This is a genomic window from Williamsia sp. Y844 (genome assembly GCF_056786475.1).
The window spans coordinates 1436685-1460488 of the sequence record NZ_JBXCJB010000001.1 but is presented as its reverse complement, the minus strand read 5'-3'; the positions used below and the strand labels follow the sequence as shown (position 1 = coordinate 1460488).

At 64.9% G+C, this 23804-nt stretch carries 11 protein-coding genes; 6 read left to right on the top strand and 5 right to left on the bottom strand.

The window, feature by feature from the left end; all coding sequences use genetic code 11:
• Positions 1-16 precede the first annotated feature (16 nt).
• Both AC1TQG_RS06485 and AC1TQG_RS06480 read left to right on the top strand, forming a co-directional pair.
• Complete coding sequence (locus AC1TQG_RS06485; RefSeq protein ID WP_482136110.1) at positions 17-8998, top strand: amino acid adenylation domain-containing protein; 8982 nt, start codon at positions 17-19, stop codon at positions 8996-8998.
• Positions 8999-9159: 161 nt separating this feature from the next.
• A complete protein-coding gene (locus AC1TQG_RS06480; RefSeq protein ID WP_482136109.1) occupies positions 9160-10059 on the top strand; it encodes an AMP-binding protein in 900 nt (299 codons plus the stop codon).
• Here the strand turns inward: AC1TQG_RS06480 and AC1TQG_RS06475 are convergent.
• Both AC1TQG_RS06475 and AC1TQG_RS06470 read right to left on the bottom strand, forming a co-directional pair.
• Positions 10037-11941, bottom strand: coding sequence for a hypothetical protein (locus AC1TQG_RS06475; protein WP_482136108.1), 1905 nt, complete (start codon positions 11939-11941; stop codon positions 10037-10039). The genes AC1TQG_RS06480 and AC1TQG_RS06475 overlap by 23 nt on opposite strands.
• Positions 11942-12014: 73 nt before the next feature.
• Positions 12015-13169 (bottom strand): isochorismate synthase, encoded by a 1155-nt coding sequence (locus AC1TQG_RS06470; RefSeq protein WP_482136107.1) that lies wholly within the window; start codon positions 13167-13169, stop codon positions 12015-12017.
• Between the two features lie 102 nt (positions 13170-13271).
• On the opposite strand from AC1TQG_RS06470, the gene AC1TQG_RS06465 reads away from it, so the two are divergent.
• A complete protein-coding gene (locus tag AC1TQG_RS06465; RefSeq protein WP_482136106.1) occupies positions 13272-15017 on the top strand; it encodes an ABC transporter ATP-binding protein in 1746 nt (581 codons plus the stop codon).
• A complete protein-coding gene (locus AC1TQG_RS06460) occupies positions 15014-16813 on the top strand; it encodes an ABC transporter ATP-binding protein (protein WP_482136105.1) in 1800 nt (599 codons plus the stop codon). Before AC1TQG_RS06465 ends, AC1TQG_RS06460 begins: the two co-directional genes overlap by 4 nt.
• On the opposite strand, the gene AC1TQG_RS06455 is transcribed toward AC1TQG_RS06460, so the two are convergent.
• Positions 16785-18083 (bottom strand): serine hydrolase domain-containing protein, encoded by a 1299-nt coding sequence (locus AC1TQG_RS06455; protein WP_482136104.1) that lies wholly within the window; start codon positions 18081-18083, stop codon positions 16785-16787. The two genes, AC1TQG_RS06460 and AC1TQG_RS06455, sit on opposite strands and share 29 nt — an antisense overlap.
• A gap of 86 nt (positions 18084-18169) precedes the next feature.
• On the opposite strand from AC1TQG_RS06455, the gene AC1TQG_RS06450 reads away from it, so the two are divergent.
• Together AC1TQG_RS06450 and AC1TQG_RS06445 are read left to right on the top strand one after the other, a co-directional pair.
• A complete protein-coding gene (locus AC1TQG_RS06450; RefSeq protein ID WP_482136103.1) occupies positions 18170-18811 on the top strand; it encodes an MSMEG_1061 family FMN-dependent PPOX-type flavoprotein in 642 nt (213 codons plus the stop codon).
• A gap of 49 nt (positions 18812-18860) precedes the next feature.
• Entirely contained in the window at positions 18861-19637 is a 777-nt protein-coding gene (locus AC1TQG_RS06445; RefSeq protein ID WP_482136102.1) for an SDR family oxidoreductase, read from the top strand.
• A gap of 28 nt (positions 19638-19665) precedes the next feature.
• Here the strand turns inward: AC1TQG_RS06445 and AC1TQG_RS06440 are convergent, their stop codons facing one another.
• Positions 19666-20970, bottom strand: a complete 1305-nt coding sequence (locus AC1TQG_RS06440; protein WP_482136101.1) for a DUF222 domain-containing protein — start codon at positions 20968-20970, stop codon at positions 19666-19668.
• 126 nt (positions 20971-21096) lie between these two features.
• Positions 21097-23655 carry a hypothetical protein gene (locus AC1TQG_RS06435; protein ID WP_482136100.1) on the bottom strand — a complete coding sequence of 853 codons (2559 nt, stop codon included), beginning with the start codon at positions 23653-23655 and terminating at the stop codon, positions 21097-21099.
• Positions 23656-23804 lie beyond the last annotated feature (149 nt).

Here is a 23804-nt window from a genome sequence, read left to right as displayed (position 1 = left end):
TCTAGGAGATATGAACATGTCAACGTCGACAGTCACCGGAATCGAACTGCTGCGAGCTCAGCAGGGTGTGTGGTTCGCCCAGCAGCTGATGCCCGACAGCGCAGTGTTCAACATCGGTCAGGCGATGTGGTTGCACGGAGAGCTGGACGCGCGGGCGCTCGAGGGTGCATGGCGGCAAACGTGGAGGGACGCCGAAGTACTGCGTTCCCGCTTTGTCGCCGACGGTGACAGCGCGTTGGCATGCCCTGACGATCGGGCAGCGCCGTGGAGCGTCATCGACCTGTCGTCCGATGCGTCCGGCGCAGAGACGGCCGATAGCCGGGTCCGTCGCGCGATGGAGGCAGAACTGGCGGTCGCCCGCGACCTGCACGGTGCCGATCTGGTGGACTCGATACTGTTCGATCTCGGTGAGAACCGGTGGGTCTGGTTCTTGCGCATCCATCACATCCTCATCGACGCCTATGGCCTGTCGCTGGTCTCGAAGCGCGTCGCACAGGTGTACACCGCACTCGTTGCGGGCAAGCCCGTGGAGGATTCGTCGTTCGCCGCGCTGACCACGGTCGCGGAGGCAGCCGAGCGATCGCCCGATGCTGTTGCCGCCGACCGGGACTTCTGGTCGACGACGGTCGGCGGGCGTGGTGTGAGCCGGTCACTGGCCGGTGAATCGGTGTCGCTCGCATCGGTCAACCCGAGGTTCGGGTTGCACGCCCGCCGCGTGGTGGCCGACCAGGTCATCTCCGACATCGAAAGCCTCTGCAAGGCCACGGGTTCGACGTGGGCGGAGGTGGTGATCTTCGGCTGGGCGGCCTATACCCGCCATCTCATGGCGTCCGACCAGGTGATTGTCGGTATGCCGATGATGGGGCGACGTGGCCCGGCCGCGCTGCGCACGCCGATGCTGGCCGCCAACATCCTGCCCCTGCACCTCGACCTTGACGGCGGGGCAACCATCGCCGATTCGGTGAAAGCGGTTGTGGCAGGGCTCAAGAAACTACGGGCCCATCAGGAGTACCGGGTCGAGGACATCGCCCGCGACAACGGGTTCGTCGGCACCGATATGCAGCCGGTCGGCTCCCTCGTCAACATCAAGGCCTTCGACTACCGATACGAGTTCGGCGCCCTTGACGTCGTCCCGGAGAGCGTCGCCACCGGACCGGTCACCGATGTGGCGTTGTCGGTGTACAACGACCCGATCCACGGCTTCGTATTCGACTGTGACGCCAACCCGGACCTCTACACACCGGAAGCACTCGAAGCCCTGCTCGACCGGTTTGCGGACTACTTCAGCCGGATCGCGGCCGCAGGCCCGGCGACCCGTATCGGTGACGTCACCACTGTCACCGAGGCGGAAATCCGCTGCATCGCAGAATGGTCCGGATCCGGCCGCCTGCCGACGACCGAACGTCCGGCCGTTGCCGACCAATTCGCCTCGCGCGCCATCGAGTGCTCCGGACGCACGGCACTGATCACTCCGACCGGGGAACTGACCTACTCCGAGCTGGCCCGCGACGCGGCTCGCCTGGCCCGGATGCTGTCGGCCGAAGGGGCAGGCCCGGCGAGCCGAATTGCTCTGTTGCTGAACCGCGGAACCGAACACGTCATCGCGATGCTGGGTGCACTCACCCTCGGATCGGCGATTGTTCCGGTCGATCCGAACTATCCCCGGGCCCGGATCGGCTACGTGCTCGATGATGCGCTGCCCGACGTGATCGTCACCAGTGGGCAGCTGTCGGTGCAATGGGCAGACCTGCTGGGCTCCCGCGGCACCCGTGTCATCGTGCTCGACGACCCCGAAACCCGCTCGCGCATCTCGGAATTCTCGGGTGACCGGATCGAGGTGGGTGAACTCGGCCGGTCGGTGGAACCCGCCGACATGGCCTACCTCATCTACACGTCCGGCTCGACCGGGCAGCCCAAAGGTGTTGCCGGAACGCACAGAGCGCTGGCAGACCGGATCGGATGGGCGGCCACGGCCTGGGGCCCGGTCGATCCCGGTCGCCGCGACGTCAGGATCGCCAAGAGCTCGGCCGGATTCATCGACGGCACCACGGAGTTGCTTGCCGCGTTGGCCGCGGGGGCCACGGTGGTGCTGGCCGATGATCAGATCGCTTCCGACCCGCGGGCCCTCGCCGAGGCGCTGGACACGCATCAGATCACACAGCTGACCGCGGTGCCCTCGCTGTTGCGCTCGATGATCGATGTGGCAGGCGACAAGCTCTCCGGTGTCGAGCGATGGATATCGAGCGGTGAAGACCTACCGGAATCGCTGACCGCGGATCTGCTTCGGGTGGCGCCGAATTCGGTGGTCATCAATTCCTACGGATCATCGGAGGTGGCCGGCGATGTGGCCTACGCCGAACTCCGCGGGTCCGGGTCGGTGACGATCGGCAGGCCGGTCCCGGGCACCACCATCGAAATCCTCGACCGTTGGCTGGCACCGGTGCCCCCGGGTGCCGTTGGCGAGATCTACGTCGGCGGCACGCAGTTGGCGCGCGGATACTGGGGCCGGGCCGGGCTGAGTGCGGAACGATTTGTTGCCGCGCGGCAAGGGGCCCCCGGCACCCGGATGTACCGCACCGGTGACCTTGCGCGCTGGACCACCGACGGTGAACTCGTCTATCTGGGACGCGCCGATCAGCAGGTGAAGATCCGTGGATTCCGTATCGAACTCGGTGAGATCGAGTCGGTCCTCGGCGGACTCGACGGGGTGGCGACCGCAGTGGTGGTCGCACATCCCCAGAGCGACGGTGGGCGTGTTCTGGTCGGATACGTCACCGCCGAAGGCGTCGGAGATCTTGATCCCGCCGCGATGATCACCGACCTGTCATCGGCCCTGCCTGCGTATCTGGTCCCGGCAGCGGTGGTGGTACTCGACGAGTTGCCGGTCACCACTTCGGGCAAGCTCGACCGGGCCGCATTGACGCTCCGCGACTTCCGGCCCCGGCGTGCCGAGACCACCGCGCCGTCGACCCCGACGGAAACGCTGCTGTCGGAGTACTTCTCAGATGCCCTCGGTGTCGCGGATCCGGGAACCACCGAGAACTTCTTTGCCCTCGGTGGTCATTCACTGTCGGCAACCAGGGTGCTGGCGCGGATTGCGGGACAGACAGGCGTTGCGCTGTCATTGCGGGACGTTTTCGACAACCCGAGCATCCGGTCCCTGGCCGTCGTGGTGGAACGCAAGCGTAGTGCCGGGGGTTTTGACGCCGCACCGCCGATCCTGCCCCGAGCGCAGTCGGGCCCGGCGCCGTTGTCGGCATCGCAGGCGCGCCTGTGGTTCCTCTATGAGCTCGAAGGCCCGAGCCCGGTCTACAACATCGTGATCCCCCTTCGGGCGCACGGTCGGCTCGATGCCGATGCGCTCCGTGCTGCCCTGCGCGAGTTGCTGTCCCGGCACGAACCCCTGCGCACCGTCTTCGTGGACACGGCGACGGGTCCGGTTCAGAACGTGCTCGCCGTCGACGAGGCGGATCAAGGTGTGGCGTTCACCGCCGGTGATGACGAGCCGGACTTCGTGGATCGTTGCCGTGGGCATCGCTTCGACCTCGGATCGCAGATTCCCATCAGGGTGTCGGTGCTGGAACGCTCGGACGGCGACTCTGTGTTGTGCATTGTTGTGCACCACAGTGCTTTCGACCAGTGGTCGGTCCCGATCCTGTTCACCGACCTCGACCGTGCCTACCGGCGGTTCCTGGGTGAGGCTGTCGGAGAGCCCGAACAACTCCCGGTGCACTACGCGGACTACGCCCAGTGGCAGCAGGTGATGCTGGGCGGGGGAGCAGGCGGTACGGAACCGGTGGAGGTGATCCGGCGCCAACTGGCCCACTGGAACAGGCAACTGTCGGATTTGCCGGACGAACTGCCGATCCTCACCGACCGGCCACGGCAGGCCGTGGCCGGCCAAGAGGGCTTCACCGTCAGCCGGGTCCTCGACCCGAGCGTGCTGCGCGCGATCAAGTCGGCCTGCCGCCGGTACGAGATCACCGAGTACATGTTCGCGCAGACCGCGATCGCACTGGTGCTCGGACACTTTGGCGCGGGCGCCGATGTTCCCATCGGTACACCGGTCTCCGGTCGCGGACAGCCGGGTATCGAGCATCTGGTCGGGTTTTTCGTCAACACACTTGTCGTCCGGAACAACCTCGACGGTGATCCCACTGTCGCGGACTTGTTGCAGCGGACAAAAGCGCTGGTTCTCGACGCGTTCGAGAACCAGGATGTGCCGTTCGAAAGGGTGGTGGATCAACTCAATCCGGAGCGGATCGCTTCGCGACACCCACTGTTCCAGACGATGGTCGTCTACCGGAACGCGCGTGGACTGCCCGCCGACATCGGCGACGTGCCGATCGAGCTGATCCACACGCCGGCCACCACCGCCAAGTTCGACCTCGAATTCGAACTGGTGGAGCTCGATTCGGGGGCGTTGACCGCCGACGTCGTCTTTGCTGCGGACCTCTTCGACCGTGGTACCGGGGAGCGCTACGCCGATACCCTGGTGCGGGCGCTGCAGCAGCTTGCCGGTGCCGCCACCGAGCGGATCAGTGACCTCGACATCGCCGACCATCGGGAGCGTGCGCTGGTACAGAATTGGTCGTGTGCACCGCGGGTGGACGTGCGTGCACACACCATCGACGGGTTGTTTGCCGAGCAGGCCGCCGCGGACCCCGATGCGGTGGCGCTGTCACAAGGGCAGGTCCGGTGGACGTATCGGGAGCTGTCGGAAGCCGGTAACCGCCTGGCCCGGTTGCTGATCGCCCGCGGTGTCGGTGCGGGGGACCGCGTGGCCGTACTCGCGCCACGGCGGCCGGAATTGGTGATCATGGTGCTGGCGACGCTGACGGCAGGTGCCGCGTATGTGCCGGTCGACCCGGGCTATCCAGCAACCCGGATCGATCATCTGCTCACCGACAGCGATCCTTCGGTGCTGCTGGTCCACGGCGAGGACGAGTGCCGGATCGTTGCCGATCATGCGGCTCCGTGCATCGTGCTGACCGATACCGAAGTGACAGAGCAGCTTCAGGTGCTGTCGGCGGATCCGGTTGCCGAAACCGAACGCCGTCGCCGGCATGTGAACACGGATCCGGCGTACATGATCTATACCTCCGGTTCCACCGGCACGCCCAAAGGTGTGGTGGTGCCGCACCGAAACGTGATCGCACTGCTCGACGCAACCGGCGACATGGATTTCGGTGGGCAGGACGTCTGGACGCTGTTCCACTCCTACTCCTTCGACTTCTCGGTCTGGGAGATCTGGGGTGCGTTGTGCACCGGTGGACATCTTGTGGTTGTCGACCAGGGCACGTCCCGGGACCCGGCGGCATTCGGTGATCTCGTGCGCCGGGAACAGGTGACCGTACTCAATCAGACGCCGTCGGCCTTCTACGCGTTTGTCGATGCCGAGTGCGAGCGCACCGGTGATACCTCACTTGCCCTGCGTACCATCATCTTCGGTGGTGAGGCGCTCGATTTCCGGAAGCTTCGCCGATGGTACGAATCGCATCCGGAGAGCACCGCGAATCTGATCAACATGTTCGGGATCACCGAGACGACGGTGCACACCACCGTCCATCGGCTCAGCGGAGATTCCGAACCGCGGGCCAGTGTCATCGGCCGACCGCTCGACAACCTGAACGCGTACGTGCTGGATCACCGCCTGGCGCCGGTTCCCCCTGGCGTCGTCGGTGAACTATATGTCGCCGGTGTTCAGGTGGCACAGGGCTATTGGAATCGTCCCGGTCTGACCGCAACTCGGTTCGTGGCCAACCCTTTCGATGGCGGTGGCAGTCGCCTGTACCGCACCGGCGACCTGATGCGCTGGAACTCCGACGGGCTACTCGAATATGCCTCGCGTGCGGACGAACAGGTCAAGATCCGTGGATTCCGAATCGAACTCCATGAAATCGTGGCGGCGCTCGAAGCGCACCCGATGGTGAAATCGGCGGTGGTTGTTGTCGCCGAACGTGAACGTGGCGGGTCTCCGGCGGAATACGTGCCGGAGAAATACCTGGTCGCGTATTGGGTGGGCGCAGATCAGGGCCGAAGTGACCTGGCCGGCGACATCGACAAGATTCTTCGCGAACACCTGGAGGCCTCGCTTCCGGCGCACATGGTGCCCGGTCATGTGATCGGTCTGGATGCGTTGCCGCTCACCACCAATGGAAAGCTCGATCGACGGGCGCTGCCCAACCCACAGGACGTGCTGCAGGTCAGTACCGATGCGCGTGGACCGGAGGGACCGATGGAGGTCGCTGTGGCAAAGGCTTTCGAAACCGTCCTCGGGCTCGACTCCGTGGCGGTGGACACCGACTTCTTCCATCTCGGCGGTGACAGCATCGCGGCGCTCGCGGTCGTCCGGCACGCCCGGACCCACGGCGCCCTCACCAGCCTCCGGATGGTGTTCGATCACCGGACGGTCGAAGACATCGCGGCACAGGCTGACCCTGTCGACGGTGCCGATACAGCAACGGATCGGGTGCACCTGACCCACCGTCCGACGTCGTTGATGCCCATCATGCACCGGCAACTTGCCTCCGTTTCCGATGGTGTCGGAGATGATCAGTCGAGGGTGCGGCAAACACTTCTGCTCACCGCACCAACCGATGTCGATCTCGTGCGGCTGCGTGAGGCACTGTCCGCGACCATCGCGATCCACGGCGCGTTGTCGCTCCGCGTCACCCGCGATGACGGGCATCCGTCGGTGCATGCGGGGGATCCTTACCCGGTGCTTACGGATATAAGAACCGTTGATGCCCAAGGACTGTCGAGCGATGAGTTCACCGACCTGATCCGGGCGGAAGAGGAGAAGGCGGCGCAGGAACTCGATCTGGGGGACGGAGTTCTGACCACCATGGTCCACTTCGACCGTGGCGGAGGCGAGGGTGTGGTGGCCTGGGTGGTCAACCATTTTGCGGTCGACTTCGTGTCCTGGGAGATCCTGGTCGCCGACCTGTCGCAGATGTACGAGCGCCCAGTGCTCGCAGAGGAGGTGGACCTTTCGTATTTCGAGTGGATGGAATACCTCAACACCGATTCGACACTCGATCGGTTCCGTCCTCAGTTGCCGTACTGGACCGAGCGTATCGGGGCGGTCGGTTCGAATCAGGTTGTGGCAGAGACGGACCGGATCGACAGGGTCGCACATACCGGTACGTTCGGCGAGGCGGCCTCGGCCGCCGTCGCCGCTGGTGTGGCCGGGCGCGACGGATTCGTCAACTCGGTGCTTTTGGCGGGATTGGCACTGGCACTGGGGATCCGGCGCCAGCGCGACGGGCAGGAGCCCTGGGCTGGTCTTCTGGTCGACGTCGAAGGACATGGCCGGGTGAGCCGACCGGACGCGCCGCCGACAGAGGGTGCGGTGGGGTGGTTCACCACTGTCAAGCCGATCGCCCTTCGGGTTCCGGACCACTTGTCCGGGCGTTTGTTCGATTCGTCGATCGTGGGACTGGATGCGCTCGATGCCGTCGACCGCGCCCTCGATCAGGTTCCCGACGACGGACTCGGTTACGGCATCCTGCGGTACCTGGACAATCAGAGCCGGGAGATGTTCGACCAATTGCCCACCGCGGAGGTCCAATTCAACTATGGCGGGATGACTACCTCGTCGCCGCAGGCGCGGGTGTGGACGACACCGCCGGGGCTCCCACGCCTGATCGCGACAGATCCGGCACGCCCGGCGCATCCGTTGGTGGTCAACATCGCGGGCCGTTGCACCGCAGGCGGCGTGGAGTTCCACTATTCACTGGAATCCGATCGGGTGGAGTACGGATCTGCCCTCGCCGAGATCGCCGAACTCTGGGAACAGGCCGCTCTGGCCCTGATCTCTGTGGCGGATCTCGAACGTCCGGCGGCGCGTGATGAAGCCGTGGTGGCCGTGGTTCCGACGGCAAATCAGCATCGGCTCCGGGCATCCGATGTGGATGTCGCCGGATTCGCCCTCACCGAGGTGATCGACCTCGCGCAGGCCCCCGGCCGCGGCCACCTCGAAGTAGCGTTGCTGGAGCAGGTGCACCGATATGATGCGCTGCGCCAACGGGTCCGGGCCCGGGGCCGGGTATTGCTCGCCGAGGTGCTGCCGGTATCGGCCTCTGCCGTTGCCGATGCCATCTCCTTCCACACCCTCGACATGTCCGCCGATGCCGCCACCGCCCACGTCGCGCATCAGGTGTGTGGCGAACTCGATGCCGCCGAGGGTGTGATGTGCAGGGTGGCGGTGGTTGCCTCGTCTGCCGGACACCACCTGGTGGTCGCGGTGCACGGGACGGCCGCCGACAATCGGTCCTTGCACACGCTGGCGACCGCACTCGCCGCCGGGTCGCGGGTGCTCGAGCCCGCCGATGCCGGAATCTCCGTGGTGGACATGGCCGTTGCGTTGAATGATCTATCCCAGTCACCGCTGGCCACGGACTCGATCGATGACCTGTGCGACCCCGGATCCGCCGCGGGGCAGGCCCTTTCGTCCGCCAGTACCGGGGACCTGGCGCAGACCTTTACCCGCGAGGTGCCCACCCGTGCTGACGCCGCAGTGGTGGAGGCGGCATTCCTGCAGGCTGCAGGGCAGGCGGCGGACCGGGGCGAGTTCGGTTCGGCAGTGGACGTCGATGCCGATCTGCGACTGCTTGTCGATGCCGACGACCGGAACGGTCACGACGCATTCGGCTGGTGGACGGCAACCGGGCCGGCCGCGCGCGGCGGCGCGCCTGCGGACCCGGCAGCACGGGCCTGGAATCCGTTGGTCCGCTTCGGAACACGTGAGGGCCGCAAGAAGGCGAAGAGATATGCGGCGTCGCCGATATTGCTCACCAGGAAATACGGGGTAAGCGCGCGGCCGAATATACGCGAAAGTAACGACCTCTTCTATCAATTGGTGTTCAGCTACCGCATCCGAGAAGAATCGCTTGACCTCCGGGTTTGTGGAGCTCAGAAGGATATCGACGCTCAATTCTTGGATGCGTGGGCATCCGCCATCATAAACCGCACCTCGGATATGTCCGATATTTAGTTTGAGTTCGCAAAACATAGATAAGCATTCATGTAAATCGAATAGGGAGGCTGGCGCCCCAGATAAGATAAGGCTACCCTCATGAAGTTGGTGAGTGGCCCGTGTCTGGTTGGCACGGCGTCGAGCGCGCCGACGCCATACCGACGGGAGGAAATTGCCGCATGCTCGCTGTTGCGCCGAATGCGATGTTCGATCACGTTGTGTGTGCCGATCCGCAGTTGGAGGCCATGGTCTGCGGTGACGACGTGGTGGATTTCGAGCGGCTGGACGAATCCGTCGACTGGCTCTGTGAGGATTTATCCGCATGCGGCCTGCGGTCGGGCCATCGGGTGGGACTCTGTATCCGCGAAGGATGGCAGTTTGTGCTGGCGTTGCACGCCTTGATGCGCATGGACGCCGTGATCGTCCCGCTGAATCCTCTCGACGACGAAGCGCTTGTCGGCGCACGCGATCTCGACCTTCACTACGTCGTGTCCCACGTGCTGGAAAACGACCTCGTCGAGGACGTGGCCACGCTGGTCGGTGAACGTGATTGCGCCCCGATGTTCAGCGTCGCCGATGAGTTCACACTGATCGGTGTCGGGGACGGTCCCATCGACCGAAACGGCGGATTTGTACTCGGCGGGTCCGATCGGTCGATGTGGAGCTGGCTCCGATGTGGCGAAGCGGTCGACGAGGTCCGCAGGGGGCTGGATCTGGATTCGCAGGCTCAGGTGATGCTCTGTGGAAGTTGCGAGAGTGCAGCGGCGGTCATGGTTATTCTCGCTTGTGCCAGCGCCGGATCCTGCTTGCAGATCGCTCCACGGGCGGTGGATGCGAACACCTGGCCGGGCATCGGAAACGGGCAGGCATCAGTCCTCTTTGCGCCGTCTGCATCTGTGTGCGCATTCATCGAGCAAGCACCACAACAGCTTTGGCGCAGCCTTCGGGTGGCCCTTGAAATGCGGGACGCCGTGCCGGAGGTGGTCGAACGCCGGTATGGCCTGGTTCGCCAGTGCGTCGGGAACGTTGCGATCTACGAGGCGGAGAACTGCCCGATCAGATTGAGGTCGGTTTCGTAGCGTCTGCGCCAGGGGGCCCGGTCGCGAGATTCACCAGTTCGGCCAAAGCGTCTTCTCGGCGGTGCCGGAGTGTGTCGATCACCGCCGCGATATCCGAGTCCTCCGGCAACCACAGGGCCGACACCAGGATCTCTCGCAGGTGTGCAACATCCGCGGTGCGCCCATCCGGGCGGCCGAGCATCGCCAGGATCTGTTGTGCCGGTTCGGCTCCGACCGGGGGACGATACGGCCGGACATCGAACTGCTGGGGTGCGAACTCCAGGAAAATCTCGTCACCCTCGGTCAGGCCGAGGTCGTCGATGAACCGTTTGATGGTGCCCAACCGGCCTTGCACCGATACCCAGATGATCGATTGCGGACCAAGTCTGGACGGCAGCTGCAGCGGGTTGCCCGGTCCGACGCCCAGATGCCCGGCCAGTGCGGACGGGATGTTGAACGCCGACCCCTTGATGTGCGCCTTTGATACCACCGAGCGCCAGCGGACGATGTCGCCGTCGCGGTACAGATTTCGGGTCTTCGCAGGCGATTTGCGGTTCACGTAACGCTTTTCACGCCGGGCGACGACATCGTCGCGCGTGATGAACTCCCCGGCCCCGGCGTATGCGCGGATGGATGATTCGGTGACGTTGTACTTGGCCATGATCCGGCCGATCAGATCCTCGATGCCGATCTGGCCGCCGACCTCGTCGAGTATCGCGCCGATCTGCCGGTGGACGGGAAGGTAGCGTTCTCCGCCCCAGCGGGCCAGACCGTACGTGGTGCGGTCGGTCTTCACGATCCGATCGTCGGTGGCGATGGCGTTGCGGATGCTCGAGCGCGACCGCGGAGTGTCCGCCATGGAGTCGACGATCTCGTCGAAGGTCAGCGAGGTGCCCGCGATGGACAACGTGGCCGCGACCAGATCGCCGGTCGCGGTCGAGGCGGTCACCACGTGATCGCCGATCACGGCAAAACCGTTGCGGCCCAGCCAGCGGGCGGTGGTTTCGACACTGAGCATCAACGCCTCGGCCACTGGGGCGAGCGGGACCACCGACTCCGGTCCGGCGTGTTCGTCGAGGATCCCCCGTACCCGGGTATTCGCCTCTTGCACACTACCTTTGACGATCCAGTCGTCGGTGATGTGGAGTTCGGCGGACCCGGCGCCGAGGATGCGCCACAGCGGGATCTCCAGGGTGGGGAACTGCAGTCCCAGCTCGGGGATGTCCGCGATCACGTCGGAGATGTCGGCGATCGGGTTGGCCCTGGCGGTCATCTCCGACAGCAACGGGCGCAGCATGGTCGATGCCTCGACCATCTCGGCCAATTGCAGGCGCAGGCTCCGGTCGAGCTGGTTGACCCGCTCACGGGACAGGCCTATCTGTGTGGCCAGATGGGCTTGCGTGCGTGGCCGCGAGGTGACGATACGTTCACCGAGGATGAGACGGTCGCGGTCGTCGAGTCCGTCGACGAACTCCCGCACGCGCCGGTCTTCGGTCAGCGGGACCGGCAGTGCGTCATCAACCGGCGATGGATCGCCGGCAATTGCTGTGGTCGCGATGAGGTTCCGGACGATCTCGGCTACCGCGCCGCGGTCGATACCGGGGGATTCGAGTAGCTGGTTCACCGTCCGATGGAGCCGTTGGTCGGCGTGTGCGCCATGGGGGAAGTCGGAGGCGAGCAGGCGATCTGGCCGGTCGGCGACATACCTGGCCGCAACAAGTGTGCAGAATGCGTCGAAGTTTTCGCTGGTCAGACTCTCCGCCGGAGACGCGCCGATCCACGCGTTCGGGATCAGTTCGTTCTCCGACAGGATCGATGGACCGGACCGATAGTCATCGAGCCACGGCAGAAGCTCAACCCAGCGGCGGTGTGCCAGCGGGCGAACTGCATTCGCGGCGGGCATCAAGACGACCTTTCGGGTGCAGCGGTTATGTCGAGCAGCGTGGTCAACGACAACTCAGCCGCGACACAGCAGTTTAACCGACACCCAACGCCGTGAGGATGGTGCGGAATTTTGCGGACGTCTCGGCCAGTTCCTGGTCCGGGTCGGAGTCGGCCACGATACCGCCGCCCGCCGAAGCGCGGATGGTGCGACGGTCGGCCTCGAGTTCGGCGCATCGGATGCTGACCAGCCATTCTCCGTTGCCGGTGGCGTCGCACCATCCGACCGCGCCTGCGTAGAAACGCCGGTCCTCCTCGGTGCGCAGGATGTGGTCGCGAGATTGTGCGGTGGGTGTACCGCAGATGGCGGGCGTCGGGTGCAGGATGCGGGCCAGGTCCAGTGCCGTGATGGACGGATCGCGGATCTGGCCGGAGATCTCCGTTCCCAGATGCCACATGGTCGGCGTCCTGGTGAGGGAGGGTGTGGCGGGCACGATGACGTCGCCGCACAGTGGGCGCAGCCGTTCGGCAAGCGCCTCGACAACAAAGGCGTGTTCGTGCTGGTCTTTGGCCGATGCGGCCAGTCGCTGAGCCTGCTCTCGATCGACGTCCGGATCAGCCGACCGTGGTGCCGAGCCGGCGAGCGGATGGCAGGTCACCGTCGAACCCGTCCGGCGGACAAGCACTTCCGGGCTGGACCCGATCAGGAGATGGCCGTCGAAGGCGGGCCCCGCAGGTGAGAGATCGGCAAGGAAACCGTTGTGGCCGTGGTCGGCGTCGACCAATCGGCCGAGTAGCGCGACGGGATCGATCGGCGCGCTCGCCCGTAACACCAGTGTTCGGGCCAGAACCACCTTCGACAGTTCGGTGGCCGGATCGGTCAGAGCGCGCAGGGCCTGGCGCACGCGTCGGACGTGTTCTTCGGGTGCAGGCACCGTGGTGACGATCTCCACCGGCGGAAGTGCCCCGTCCGGTGACTGCCATTGCTGTGCGGTGTGGGTCACCTCGGTCGGCGCCAACAGGGCGGCGGGCCGCTCGGTGTCGAAGGGGAGTGCACCCACGATGTAGTTGTGGTCACCGCGTTCGAGCGCCTCGCGGGCCTCCGCGATGCTGTCGTAGCGGGCGCTGATACCGGTCGCCAGCAGGTGATAGCCCGGGCGTGAGAGCACAAACGCCGGAGTCGTTTCTGCCGTGGCGCCGATCGTCGTGGCCTCCGGCTTCGAGCGTGTACCGGCGGATGTGGTGGACATGGTCTGACTAACCCCTTAAACGCTTGTCGGCTGTGAACAGCCTAATGCTTCCGGCCATACGCCAGTAGAAATAGCCTATCCGAATTATGTAGTTCTTGATAGGTGTCCTCCTTAGCGCCCCCCAGACCACCCGCTCGGCGCCGGTTACCGGTCTTCTTCGATGCGCCAACCGGACCGGTCGACTCGACCTGGATCGAGGTCGACGCCACAACGACCCCGCGGCAATTCACCCTGCGGACGATCTTCGCGGCCAAACGGCGCACCCTGCCCGCGGCCGGTCTGATGATCGGTCACCAGGTGGGTGAAGCGCTTGTCCCGGTGGTCATGGGTCTGGCGATCGACCAGGCGATCACCGACCACGACCTGACCGCTCTGGTGATCTGGCTGGTGGTCCTCGGCGGCATCTTCGCGATGTTGTCGTTCTCCTTCCGCTTCGGTTCCCGGATCGGATTCCTCGGGATGCAATCGATCCAGCATCAGCTGCGCAGCCGGGTCACGGACCGGATCCTCGATCCGGCCGGGATGGAAGGTCCCCCGGCGATGTCCGGCATGTTGCTCTCGATCGCGACCGCGGACGTGGCGAAGCTGTCGGCTGCGGTGGCGGTGGCGGTATATCCGGTCGGACAGCTCTCCGCGGTTCTGTTCTGTGGCGTTGTGCTGCTGTGGATCTCGTGGCCACTGGGTGTGGCGATCCTGATCGGTGCCCCGGTCATCCTGCTGGTCCTCGACCTGTCCGGTGGACCGCTGCGCAGGCGCAGCGAGCATCAGCAGGAATTGGCAGGCGAAGCCGCTGCCACGGCGGAGGATCTGATCGCCGGGTTCCGCGTCGTCAAAGGTATTGGCGCAGAGGCGCAGGCGCGGCGCAGGTATGACGAGGTCAGCTCGCGCGCGCTCGCCGGGGTCCTGGCGGCGCGTCGATCCGAGGGTTGGTACCTCGGTGCGATGGAGTGGGTGTCCGGCCTGTTCGTGGTGGCTGTCGCCATCGCGGCAGGCCTGATGGCGGTCGATGGGTCACTCAGTGTCGGCGAGCTGATCACGGTGGTCGGTCTGACGCAGTTCGTGATGGAACCACTCAGCGATCTGGGCACCGGCTTCGGGAAGATCTGGTCGGCGGGGATTGCATCGGCCGAACGTGTTCTCAAGGTTCTGCAGGCACCGGCGGTGACACCTGCGTCCGTGTCATCTGCTGGAGAAGTGGTTGTTGCACAGTGCGTCTCGGTTCGCTGCGACGGGCTGACCCTGGATCCGATCAGGGCGCTCGACCTCGAACTGCCCGACCGCGGGCTTGTTGCCGTGGTCGCCGATCACGAGACGACCGCCGCATTGACCGCGGTGCTGGCGCGGTTGCGCCGACCACAGGCCGGAACCGTATGGGTCGGTGGCGTCGACCTGTTCGACCTCGATGATGTTGCCGCACGGCACAATGTCCGCGTGGTCCCGCATGCCACCGATCTGTTCGAGGGCTCGGTGCTGGAGAACATCTGCGCCGATGTCGCCGAGTCGCCGAACCGGGAGGCGGCGGTCGCGCGGGCCGTGTTCGCCGCGGCCTGCGACGACATCGCCGAGGTCCTGCCGCAGGGCCTGCACAGCCCGGTCGGTGAGGCAGGTCGCCGATTGTCCGGTGGTCAGCGTCAGCGCGTGGGACTGGCCCGGGCGCTGGCCGCGGAATCGGCGGTGCTGGTACTGGTCGACCCCACAACGGCGGTGGACTCTGTCACCGAATCCCTTGTTGCCGAACGCATCGCGAAGGCGCGCGCCGACCATACGACGATTGTCTTCACGCGATCTCCGGCACTGCTTGCGGTCGCCGATCAGATCGTCGTCCTCGATGAGAGTGAGCAGGCATGAGTGCGCCGACAACCGTGCCGATGACCGTGGCGCGGCCACGGGCGGTCGGTGGCCGGGTGGCCGCGACCCTGCAGGGCCGATGGTGGTTCCTGACGGTGGTGATCGTGGTGCTGATCGGCGCGGCCGCGCTCGGTCTCGTCACGCCGTGGGCTCTCGGCCGAATCGTCGACATCGCCATCGACGACAGCGGATTTCGTCAGGTGTGGCAGCTCGGTGGACTGATGATGGCAGCGGCGTTCGGGTATGCGGTGCTGACCGGACTCGGCGTGGCATTGTCGTCGCAGCTCTTCGAGACGATGCTCGCGCGGCTGCGTGAACAGATGCTCGATGCGGTGCTGCGGCTACCGCTGGCACGCGTCGAGTCGGCAGGTAGCGGCGATGTCGTCTCCCGGGCCACCGACGATGTCAGCGTGGTGAGCGATGCGATCTCCAGAGCTGTTCCCGCACTGTCGACCTCGGGTTTCACGATCGTGCTGACCGGTATCGGCCTGGCCGTACTCGACTGGCGCTACCTCGTGGTCTTTGTGGTGTTGATGCCGGTGTACGTGGTCGGGGTGCGGATGTATCTGCGCGAGGCACCACAGGTCTATGCGGCCGAACGGGTGGCGATGGCAGAACGCGCCCACCACGTCCTCGGTGCCATCCACGGCCTGGAAACCGTGTACGCCTTCGGGCTGTCGGCGGGGCTGGGTGCGCGGATCGCGGACCGGTCATGGGATGTCGTGCGCTGGGCGCTGCGTGCCCGGATCGTGCAGAACCGGTTCTTCGGCAAGATCAACCTGGGTGAATTCCTGGGGATGGCAACGATTTTGATCGTCGGATACAACCTGGTGGGCGCCGGGATGTCGACGGTGGGTGCGACCACCACCGCCATGCTCTTCTTCTTGCGGCTGTTCGGGCCGATCTCGGCCCTGCTCCTGGTGATCGACGATCTGCAGTCGGGTGCGGCGTCCCTGGGACGGATCGTCGGCGTCATCGAGGAGGCCGAAGGGTATGCGCCACCGGCGCCGGTGGCACAGAACACCACCGGTCGTGCCGAACTGTCTGCAGAGTCGGTGAGCTTCGGATACTCGGCGGAACATCCGGTGTTGCAGGACATCTCCATCCGCCTGTCTCCGGGCGAGAAGGTGGCGGTGGTGGGGGCGTCCGGTGCGGGCAAGACCACGTTGGCATTGCTGCTGGCCGGCGTGCATCCGGTCACCTTGGGCCGGATCTGCCTCGGCGGGACCGACGTTCGCGATCTCGAAGGTTCCGATCGGGCCCGCCGGATCGCGATGGTGACCCAGGATGTCCACGTCTTTGCCGGTCCATTGGCCGCGGATCTGCGGATGGTCGCGCCGGATGCCAGTGATTCGGCGCTGAGGTCGGCGCTGGAGGTGGTGTTCGCCTGGGACTGGGTCGGTGCGCTCGACGATGGTATGGACACGGTGGTCGGCGCGGGCGGAGTCAGGCTCACGCCCGTACAGGTGCAGCAGGTCGCACTGGCCAGGTTGGTTCTGCTCGACCCGGAGGTGGTGATCCTCGACGAGGCGACATCCGACGCAGGCAGCTATGGCGCCGAGGCGCTCGAGAGATCCGCCCAGGCCGCCATCGCGGGACGCTCGGCACTGATCATCGCCCACCGGCTCAGCCAGGCGGCGATGGCCGACCGGATCGTCCTGATGGACCGGGGCCGCATCGTCGAGTCCGGGACCCACGCAGACCTGGTTTCGGCAGGCGACCGCTACGCACGGTTGTGGTCCGCCTGGTCCCGGGACCGCGACGGCGCTATCGCGTCCGGCCCGACGACCCGGTGACCGACGAGCCGGTGACTGATGACCCGGTGACCGACGAGCCGGGGGCCGGGGCGGTACCCGCGGCCAACGCTCGGCGCAATTGATCGGCCACCGCGGTGGGATTCGCCGAGTTCTCATTGGTCAACACGGTGACCGCCCAACCCGTCGTCGGCACGAGCTCGGTGACACTCTGTGATCCGCCGGTTGTGCCGTCTTTGTACGCGTAGGGCAGGGGGTTGGCATTCGACGCCGGGTACAGCTGCCAGGCCATGCCCATCTGCATGCCGCCGGAACCTCCGGGCGCCACGCGGTTGAGTGTTGTCTTCAGGGTTGCTGCCAGCGGATTTCCGCCTAGTCCCATTGACGCCTGCGCCCACGTCGCCATGTCCTCGGCGGTGCTGACCAGGCCACCGGCGCCGGCGTATGCCTCGGTGTTGTTGTGGTAGCAGACCGGCTGTCCGCCGCTGTACGGCACGGCCAGATCGGGATTCGGCCCCGGCTCCAACTCCGTGGCGGACATCCCGAGCGGGCCGGTCAGTTCGTTTGCCACAGTGTGTCCGTAGGGCTCACCCGCGCCCGGCTTGAACCCGCCGCTGACAATCGATCCGAGCAACCCGAACCCCCAATTCGAATACAGCCAATCCGTACCCGGGGTGTGGATCAGGGCGTCGTAGTTGTTGTCCAAACCCGCTGCGAGCTTGGTGATGTCGTAGTTCATCTCGGCATAGCAGCCCGGACCGAGATTCATCGCATCCCGCTTCAACCCCGACCGATGGGTGACCAGCTCGCCCATGGTGATGAATTTGCCGTCTGCTCCCGGCAGAGTCAGGTCGGCCGTGGCGGGCAAGCGACTCTGAGCGCGGTCGGGCAGCGCCACCTCGCCGGACTGAACCCGCAAGGCAAGCAGCGAGGCGGTGAAAGTCTTGGTCTGTGAACCGATCTCGAACTGGGTCTGCGGTCCCACGGGCAACGACTGAGCCTTGTCGGCGTCGCCGAAGTAATAGGTGGTCGTGATCGATGCACTCGGGTTGCCCGGAGCCGGTTTCACGATCGCGATCGCAGCCCCTGTTGTGTCGGTCAATTGCGAACCGACAGCGGCGATGACCGCCGCCACTTCCGCGGCATCGCCGGGACGAGAACCAGGGTTGAAGGTGGTGGGCACCGCGTTGGCGGCCGGTGCGACGATGCCACCGAGCGCCAGTGACGCACACACTGCCACCGCTGCCGGAACCCATTTCCCGCGCCGCATCATTTCGGACAAATCGGTCGACAATGAGCGGCGCAAATTCATGTCGTGAGATTACTTCACGACTTTCCGGCAGGCAGGATAACCAACCCCACTGGCCTGCGGCTCGGAACCTGGTGTCTGATGGGAGCGTGACGACCCAACCCGCATCGAGCTCAGGCGACACCCACGCGATCACCACCCCGGCGGACCTCGAGCGGGTGCTCGGAGTGGCCCACGAAGGTGTCCTGAACAAGCACACATCGTCGATGACCCCGTTGATCGTCGAGTATCTCGAGCGCGCAAGGTTTTTCGTGTTGGCCACGGCGGATGCCGACGGTAACTGTGATTGCTCGCCGCGCGGCGACGTCGACTCGGCGGTACTCGTCCCCGACCCGCACACCCTGGTGCTGCCCGATCGGATGGGCAATCGCCGGGTCGACTCCTACCGCAATATCCTGGCGAATCCCCACGTCGGGGTGTTGTTCATGGTTCCGGGAATCGACGAGGTGGTCCGGGTCAACGGTCGGGCGAGGTTGCGCACCGACCCAGATCTGCTGGATGCCATGGCGATCAAGGGCAAGTCGGCGACACTCGCCGTCGTCATCGACGTCGACGAGGTCTACGTCCACTGCGCCAGGGCGATCCTGCGGTCGGATCTGTGGAATCCCGAGCGGTTCGCCGATCCGGACGACGTCCCGACGGTTCGCGACATCTACGCCGAGCAGCACGCGGAGACCGTGCCTGCCGACGAGCCCCGCCGACAGGAGCTGTACCGCTCGTATTTGTACTGATCGCGATTGACCCTTGAACCGAACAAGCGCTCGGTCATAGGGTGCGAGGATGGAAATCAACGGAGCAAGCGCAATTGTGACGGGTGGGGCATCGGGTATCGGTGCTGCAGTGGCGCGGCAACTCGCCGCACTGGGAGCCAAGGTGGTGGTGGCCGACGTGCAGGCGGACAAGGGGGAGGCCCTGGCCAAAGAGATCGGCGGAGCCTTTGTCAGCGTCGATGTCACCAAGACCGAGCAGATCGAAGCGGCGGTCAACAAGGCCCTCGAACTCGGACCGCTACGGGCGCTGGTCAACTCGGCGGGTATCGGATCAGCGCAGCGCACCATCGGGCGGGACGGCGAGTTCGCCTCCGCGCATGACATCGATGTCTTCCGGAAGGTCATCAACATCAACCTGATCGGCAGCTTCGACGCCACCAGGTTGGCCGCCACCGCGATGAGCCGCGGCGAGCCGACGGAAACGGGCGAGAAGGGCGCGATCGTGTCCCTGGCCAGTGTTGCCGCGTTCGACGGCCAGATCGGCCAGGCCGCGTACTCGGCGTCCAAGGGTGGCATCGTCAGCCTGACCCTGACCGTCGCCCGCGACCTCGCGGCCGCAGGCATTCGCAACAACACCGTCGCGCCGGGTCTGATCGAGACCCCGATCTACGGAACAGGTCCCGAATCCGAGGCGTTCAAGGCCAAGCTCGGTGAGAGCGTTCTCTACCCGCGTCGGCTCGGCACCCCCGACGAACTGGCGTCGATGGTCATCGAACTCATCACCAACTCCTACATGAACGGCGAGGTCGTCCGCGTCGACGGCGGCGTGCGGTTGCCACCGAAGTAGCAAACGGACTTCTGAAGGGACGCTGCGATCATGGCGCCGGCGATTCGTCGGCGCCATTGTCGGCCCGGGAACGAACCCGATTTCGGTTACGTTCTCGCTCCTGTTGTCGGCGTTTGTATTTGGCTTCGGTGCGGGGTCTTCTTTTTGGTGGTTTGTCCGGTGCCCGCTGTCGTGGTGGCGGTGATGTCTCGTCCCAGATGATGTGTCGTAGTGCTGGGAAGAGATCGTCGCCGGTCCAGGCTGGTTTGTTGCAGCCGGGCCAGGTGCAGTAGCAATCACGGATGCGGATGAATGCATCGAGGACTGCGGACGGTCGGTAATGGTCACCGGGTTTGACGACCGGTAGTGGAATTGTTTGCAGCCGTGATTCTTTGACCCGCGTCCAGTCGTCAGGCTTGACGCCCGCCAGTCGTGGATCGGGTGGGCCCTGCATCGGCACTGTCTTCTTCGCTGCGCGGCGGGCCTTGCGGTTCGGGCCGGCCGGTGGGGTCGGGTACTGCTGTGCCACAGCATCGTTGGCTTCAGGATCGCCGGCCGCTGCGGGTGCCGACTCAGGTGCTGGTGCTGGTGCGGGTTTGGTTTTGTTGCCGAGCGGTCGGACTGTGGTGGCGTCGTGGTCGGCCAGGTCGCGAGCGTGGTCGGCGGTGATGACGCCGTGGCCTTCGAGGTAGCCGGGTTGCTCGTCGTCGCCGTCGAGGGTGGATTGGTTGACGATGGCGTGCAGCACGATCTTCACATCGATCCCGGAGACGAGGTGTCTGCTGGGTACGGACAGGATTTCGGCCAGGCAGGGGTGTTCTGCGTCTTCCTCGCGCACCAGGGTGGGGTCGCGGCGAAAGATGGTGGCATCGATCATGTCCCGCATCGCTTTCGCCGACCACGACCCGCGGCGACGCAGGTTCTCGGCGATGTCTCGGTCGATGTCGGCGGCGTGATCGGTGCCTTCGATCAGATCCGTGCGGGCGGCGATCGCCGCTATGTGATGCGCTGCCGCCAGACCGTACTTGAGGGCTTCGGCCACGTGCGGAAGGCGATCACGCAACGCCAACGCACACGTCAGATGATTTTCAGCGACCGTCTGACTCATCCGCTGCGCCAACGCCAACCGGGCCGCGCACTGGGTGTAGGCGTCCTTCAGGAAGTCCGAGGCGTCGAGGCTCTCGGCATCGAGTTGCCGATGCAACTCCGCCGCATAGGCGTACCGGGCCCACTCCAAATACCCCTGCCCGGCCATCGCACGCTCCATCGAATCCAACAAATCGTTGGTGCCCAACAACATCGCCGGTTGTATCCCGGTGATGGCGGGGTCCACGCCGGGCCACGGTTCGAACATGCTTCTAGTCTAAATGTGGGGTCTGACATTGCTTTTCATCGCCCGAACCCGGAGACCTTACCGCCCACTCATCGAAATAAGGTCCCGGTCAAGGGTTTTAAAGGCCCGGTCAACTGTGGCGTGCGCTCACTGAGGGAGGTTGCATGCGATGGCGGCATCGTCCACCTGATGCGTCGTCGGCCCAAAGTATCGGGGACTCATGAAGTCGTACAGATTTATTCCCAACTGATTTCGTCCAGTTCCGAACATCGTGTTGGCGACGCCTGGCGGGATGAAGTCTGAGTGAAAGTTGTCGACATCTGCTCTCGGCCGTTGGACTGTGAAGAACATGTTCCATTCCTCGGCTTCTCCGCCGGCGCTGAAACTCCAGGTCGCGCGCATCTGAGCGTTGCGGGGCATTGTTGACCAGGGATGGCGCTGTACGTCCCCGCCGCCGGACTCTTGGTGCTCGGCACAGCTCAGGCCGTTCACGTCTCCGGGACCGCGCGGAGGAGGTGTCCCACGCATCAACCAGGGATAGGTCGTCGAAACGAACGCGGTTGCGAACCATGTGCGCAAACCGGTCGTCATTGTGCTCAGCAGCTCACCGGGATCGGTTGGCGCGACCCAATGTTCAAGGGCGATCTCCGTGTTTGCGGCGTCGAGTTTGCCGTAGTCGGAGGCCATGATCAGGGCGACTGTGGTGAATCCGTATGTGGAGGCAGAAAGTGAATCCTCGACTTGCTGTGCCAGTCGATCGGATCTGACCCGGGTTTTGTTCGCCAGCGCATTCGTGTTGGCGTCGCCGCTGGCATATGAGCCGAGCCCGAGGAGCGTCGAAATCGGGCCCCACACGGCCTTCAGCTCCGGAGCCACCAGCGTCACCACACTCATGACCACATTCGTCAGCTTGACGCCGTCGGCGAATGCGGTGCTGGTTGCCGGTGGCGCCACCTCGTTGGCCATGTCGCTACCGATCTTGCTGACACTCAGTTTCGCGTCACCGCGAACCAGCCCTACGGAGTTCTGCACGTTGTCGTAGTAGGTCTTGACTGTGACGTACGAGGTGACTTCCTTTCGAAGTTGCACGAGGGCCGCATCGAACTCCGCGGCGGTGAAGGCGTACGTGGCCCCGTCGGTCGGCATGGTGACCGTGCTCAAGAGGTTCTGTTTGATGGATGTCCACGCGGCGTTGTAGTTCGTTCGATACTTTTCTCGAATGTTGCACGTGACGACGGTCGTTGACCCGCACCCGGGTACGTTTGCTTTCCATCCGATGTAACTCTCCGCGGCGGCGTTGATCGACGGGAAACTCGGGGCTCTGTCGGCCCCGCCCTGGTACGCGGGCTGGTACATGATCTCGCTTTGCCGTAGGTCGACGCCGCCGAGAGGACCCGATTGCAACGGTAGATACGACGAGTCGTGACTTCGTGCGATCAATCCCATGGCAGGACCGGGCTTTCCGAGGATCGATCCCCTCTCTACGACGGATGACCCGGCGGCCAAGCCGCCGATGAGGGTGTAGTCGCTCGTACCGTCGAGACTGAGGAAGGAGAGCCTCGAGCCGCCGAATTTTACGATGGCATCGGCGCCTTCCTGCCAGGCTGCGGACGGTTTGGGTCGGCCGAAACTCTGGATCATGACCAGGTACGGTCGCCCGGCCGCGTCGACCTGGTTCGCGACCGCGACGAGTTTGGTGGTCAACTCGCGATCGCCGGCATCGTTGTTGGTGACAACGGTGGCGTTGAACGTGGGTTCGAGAGATTGACCGTCGAAGCCGCGAATGACGAAGCCGTTCGGGCCACTCGGCGTCGACGGGTAGGTGGCGTTCCCGAGTCGCATGGTCACCGTCGGCCCGTCGGTGGTCTCCTGACGAGTCGTGAACGACAGCGGTGCGGGCGGGGTGAAATCGTAACGCTGACCAGCGGCACTCCACCGGAGCAGTCCGGTGATGTTGGCTCCGTCGCGGTCGCCCACGTCGACACCGACTCTGGTGTACGCGGTGCCCTCATCCGCGCCGGTTTTGCCGATCATCGAGAAAGGTGTTCCGGTCTCCATCCGACTGAGGTCATTGACCGTCATCGGAGTCGATCCGAGAGCGCGGACGAGTTCGCCCACTGCAGGTTCGCGGCCGGCATTGGTGATGCCCCGGTGACCGCTGACGATGACGATCGTGTCAGCCCTGTCTCGGTAGGAATTGGTGATGCTGATGAGTGTCCGCAGACCGACGATGTTGTTCGGGGCGGTTCCGGAGTTGAGTGGCTGGCGGGTCTTGGCATCCAGGACAGCGATGAGCAGGTTCTGGCGATCGGCCGCGAACGGCATTCCCTCACCGTTGACGATGATGGACGCTGCAGGGTTGTCGGAGAGGGTCTCGATCGGCACACCGAGGACGGGCTCACCGGCGTTCGGCGACAACAACCGCAATCCGCCAGGGCCGGTCGAGCCGGGTTCATTCGGGTTCGGACCGGACGAACCGCCGTCGGATGAGCCGCCGTCCGAGGAGCCGCTGTCGGAGGAACCAGAGTCGGATGAGCCGCCATCCGAGGAGCCGGAGTCCGACGATCCGGCGCCGGGCAAGTCGATGGAGAACGGAGGTTCCGCACTTGCCGTCCCCGCGTTGCCGAGAGATGCGACAGCGATAGCTGCGACGAGTAGCAACGTGCCGGTTCGAGCCCGGGCACGATTGCTGCGGGTTGAGAACACTGTCTGACTCCTTCACAGGCATGCAGGGATGACGACGGCCATACCTGCTCCGAACCGTAGGGAAGGAGTGCAATTTTTTTGCAACGCAACCTGATCGGCGCGTGGCTACCCGAGAGTTGCAGAATTCGTGCAGTGCAATGCCAGGGTGA

What these genes read in the sequence shown, in the direction of transcription:
- AC1TQG_RS06485 (WP_482136110.1), top strand. Translation starts at nt 17, where the DNA reads ATGTCAACGTCGACAGTCACCGGAATCGAACTGCTGCGAGCTCAGCAG.
- AC1TQG_RS06480 (WP_482136109.1), top strand. Translation starts at nt 9,160, where the DNA reads ATGCTCGCTGTTGCGCCGAATGCGATGTTCGATCACGTTGTGTGTGCC.
- AC1TQG_RS06475 (WP_482136108.1), bottom strand. Translation starts at nt 11,941, where the DNA reads ATGCCCGCCGCGAATGCAGTTCGCCCGCTGGCACACCGCCGCTGGGTT.
- AC1TQG_RS06470 (WP_482136107.1), bottom strand. Translation starts at nt 13,169, where the DNA reads ATGTCCACCACATCCGCCGGTACACGCTCGAAGCCGGAGGCCACGACG.
- AC1TQG_RS06460 (WP_482136105.1), top strand. Translation starts at nt 15,014, where the DNA reads ATGAGTGCGCCGACAACCGTGCCGATGACCGTGGCGCGGCCACGGGCG.
- AC1TQG_RS06455 (WP_482136104.1), bottom strand. Translation starts at nt 18,083, where the DNA reads ATGAATTTGCGCCGCTCATTGTCGACCGATTTGTCCGAAATGATGCGG.
- AC1TQG_RS06445 (WP_482136102.1), top strand. Translation starts at nt 18,861, where the DNA reads ATGGAAATCAACGGAGCAAGCGCAATTGTGACGGGTGGGGCATCGGGT.
- AC1TQG_RS06440 (WP_482136101.1), bottom strand. Translation starts at nt 20,970, where the DNA reads ATGTTCGAACCGTGGCCCGGCGTGGACCCCGCCATCACCGGGATACAA.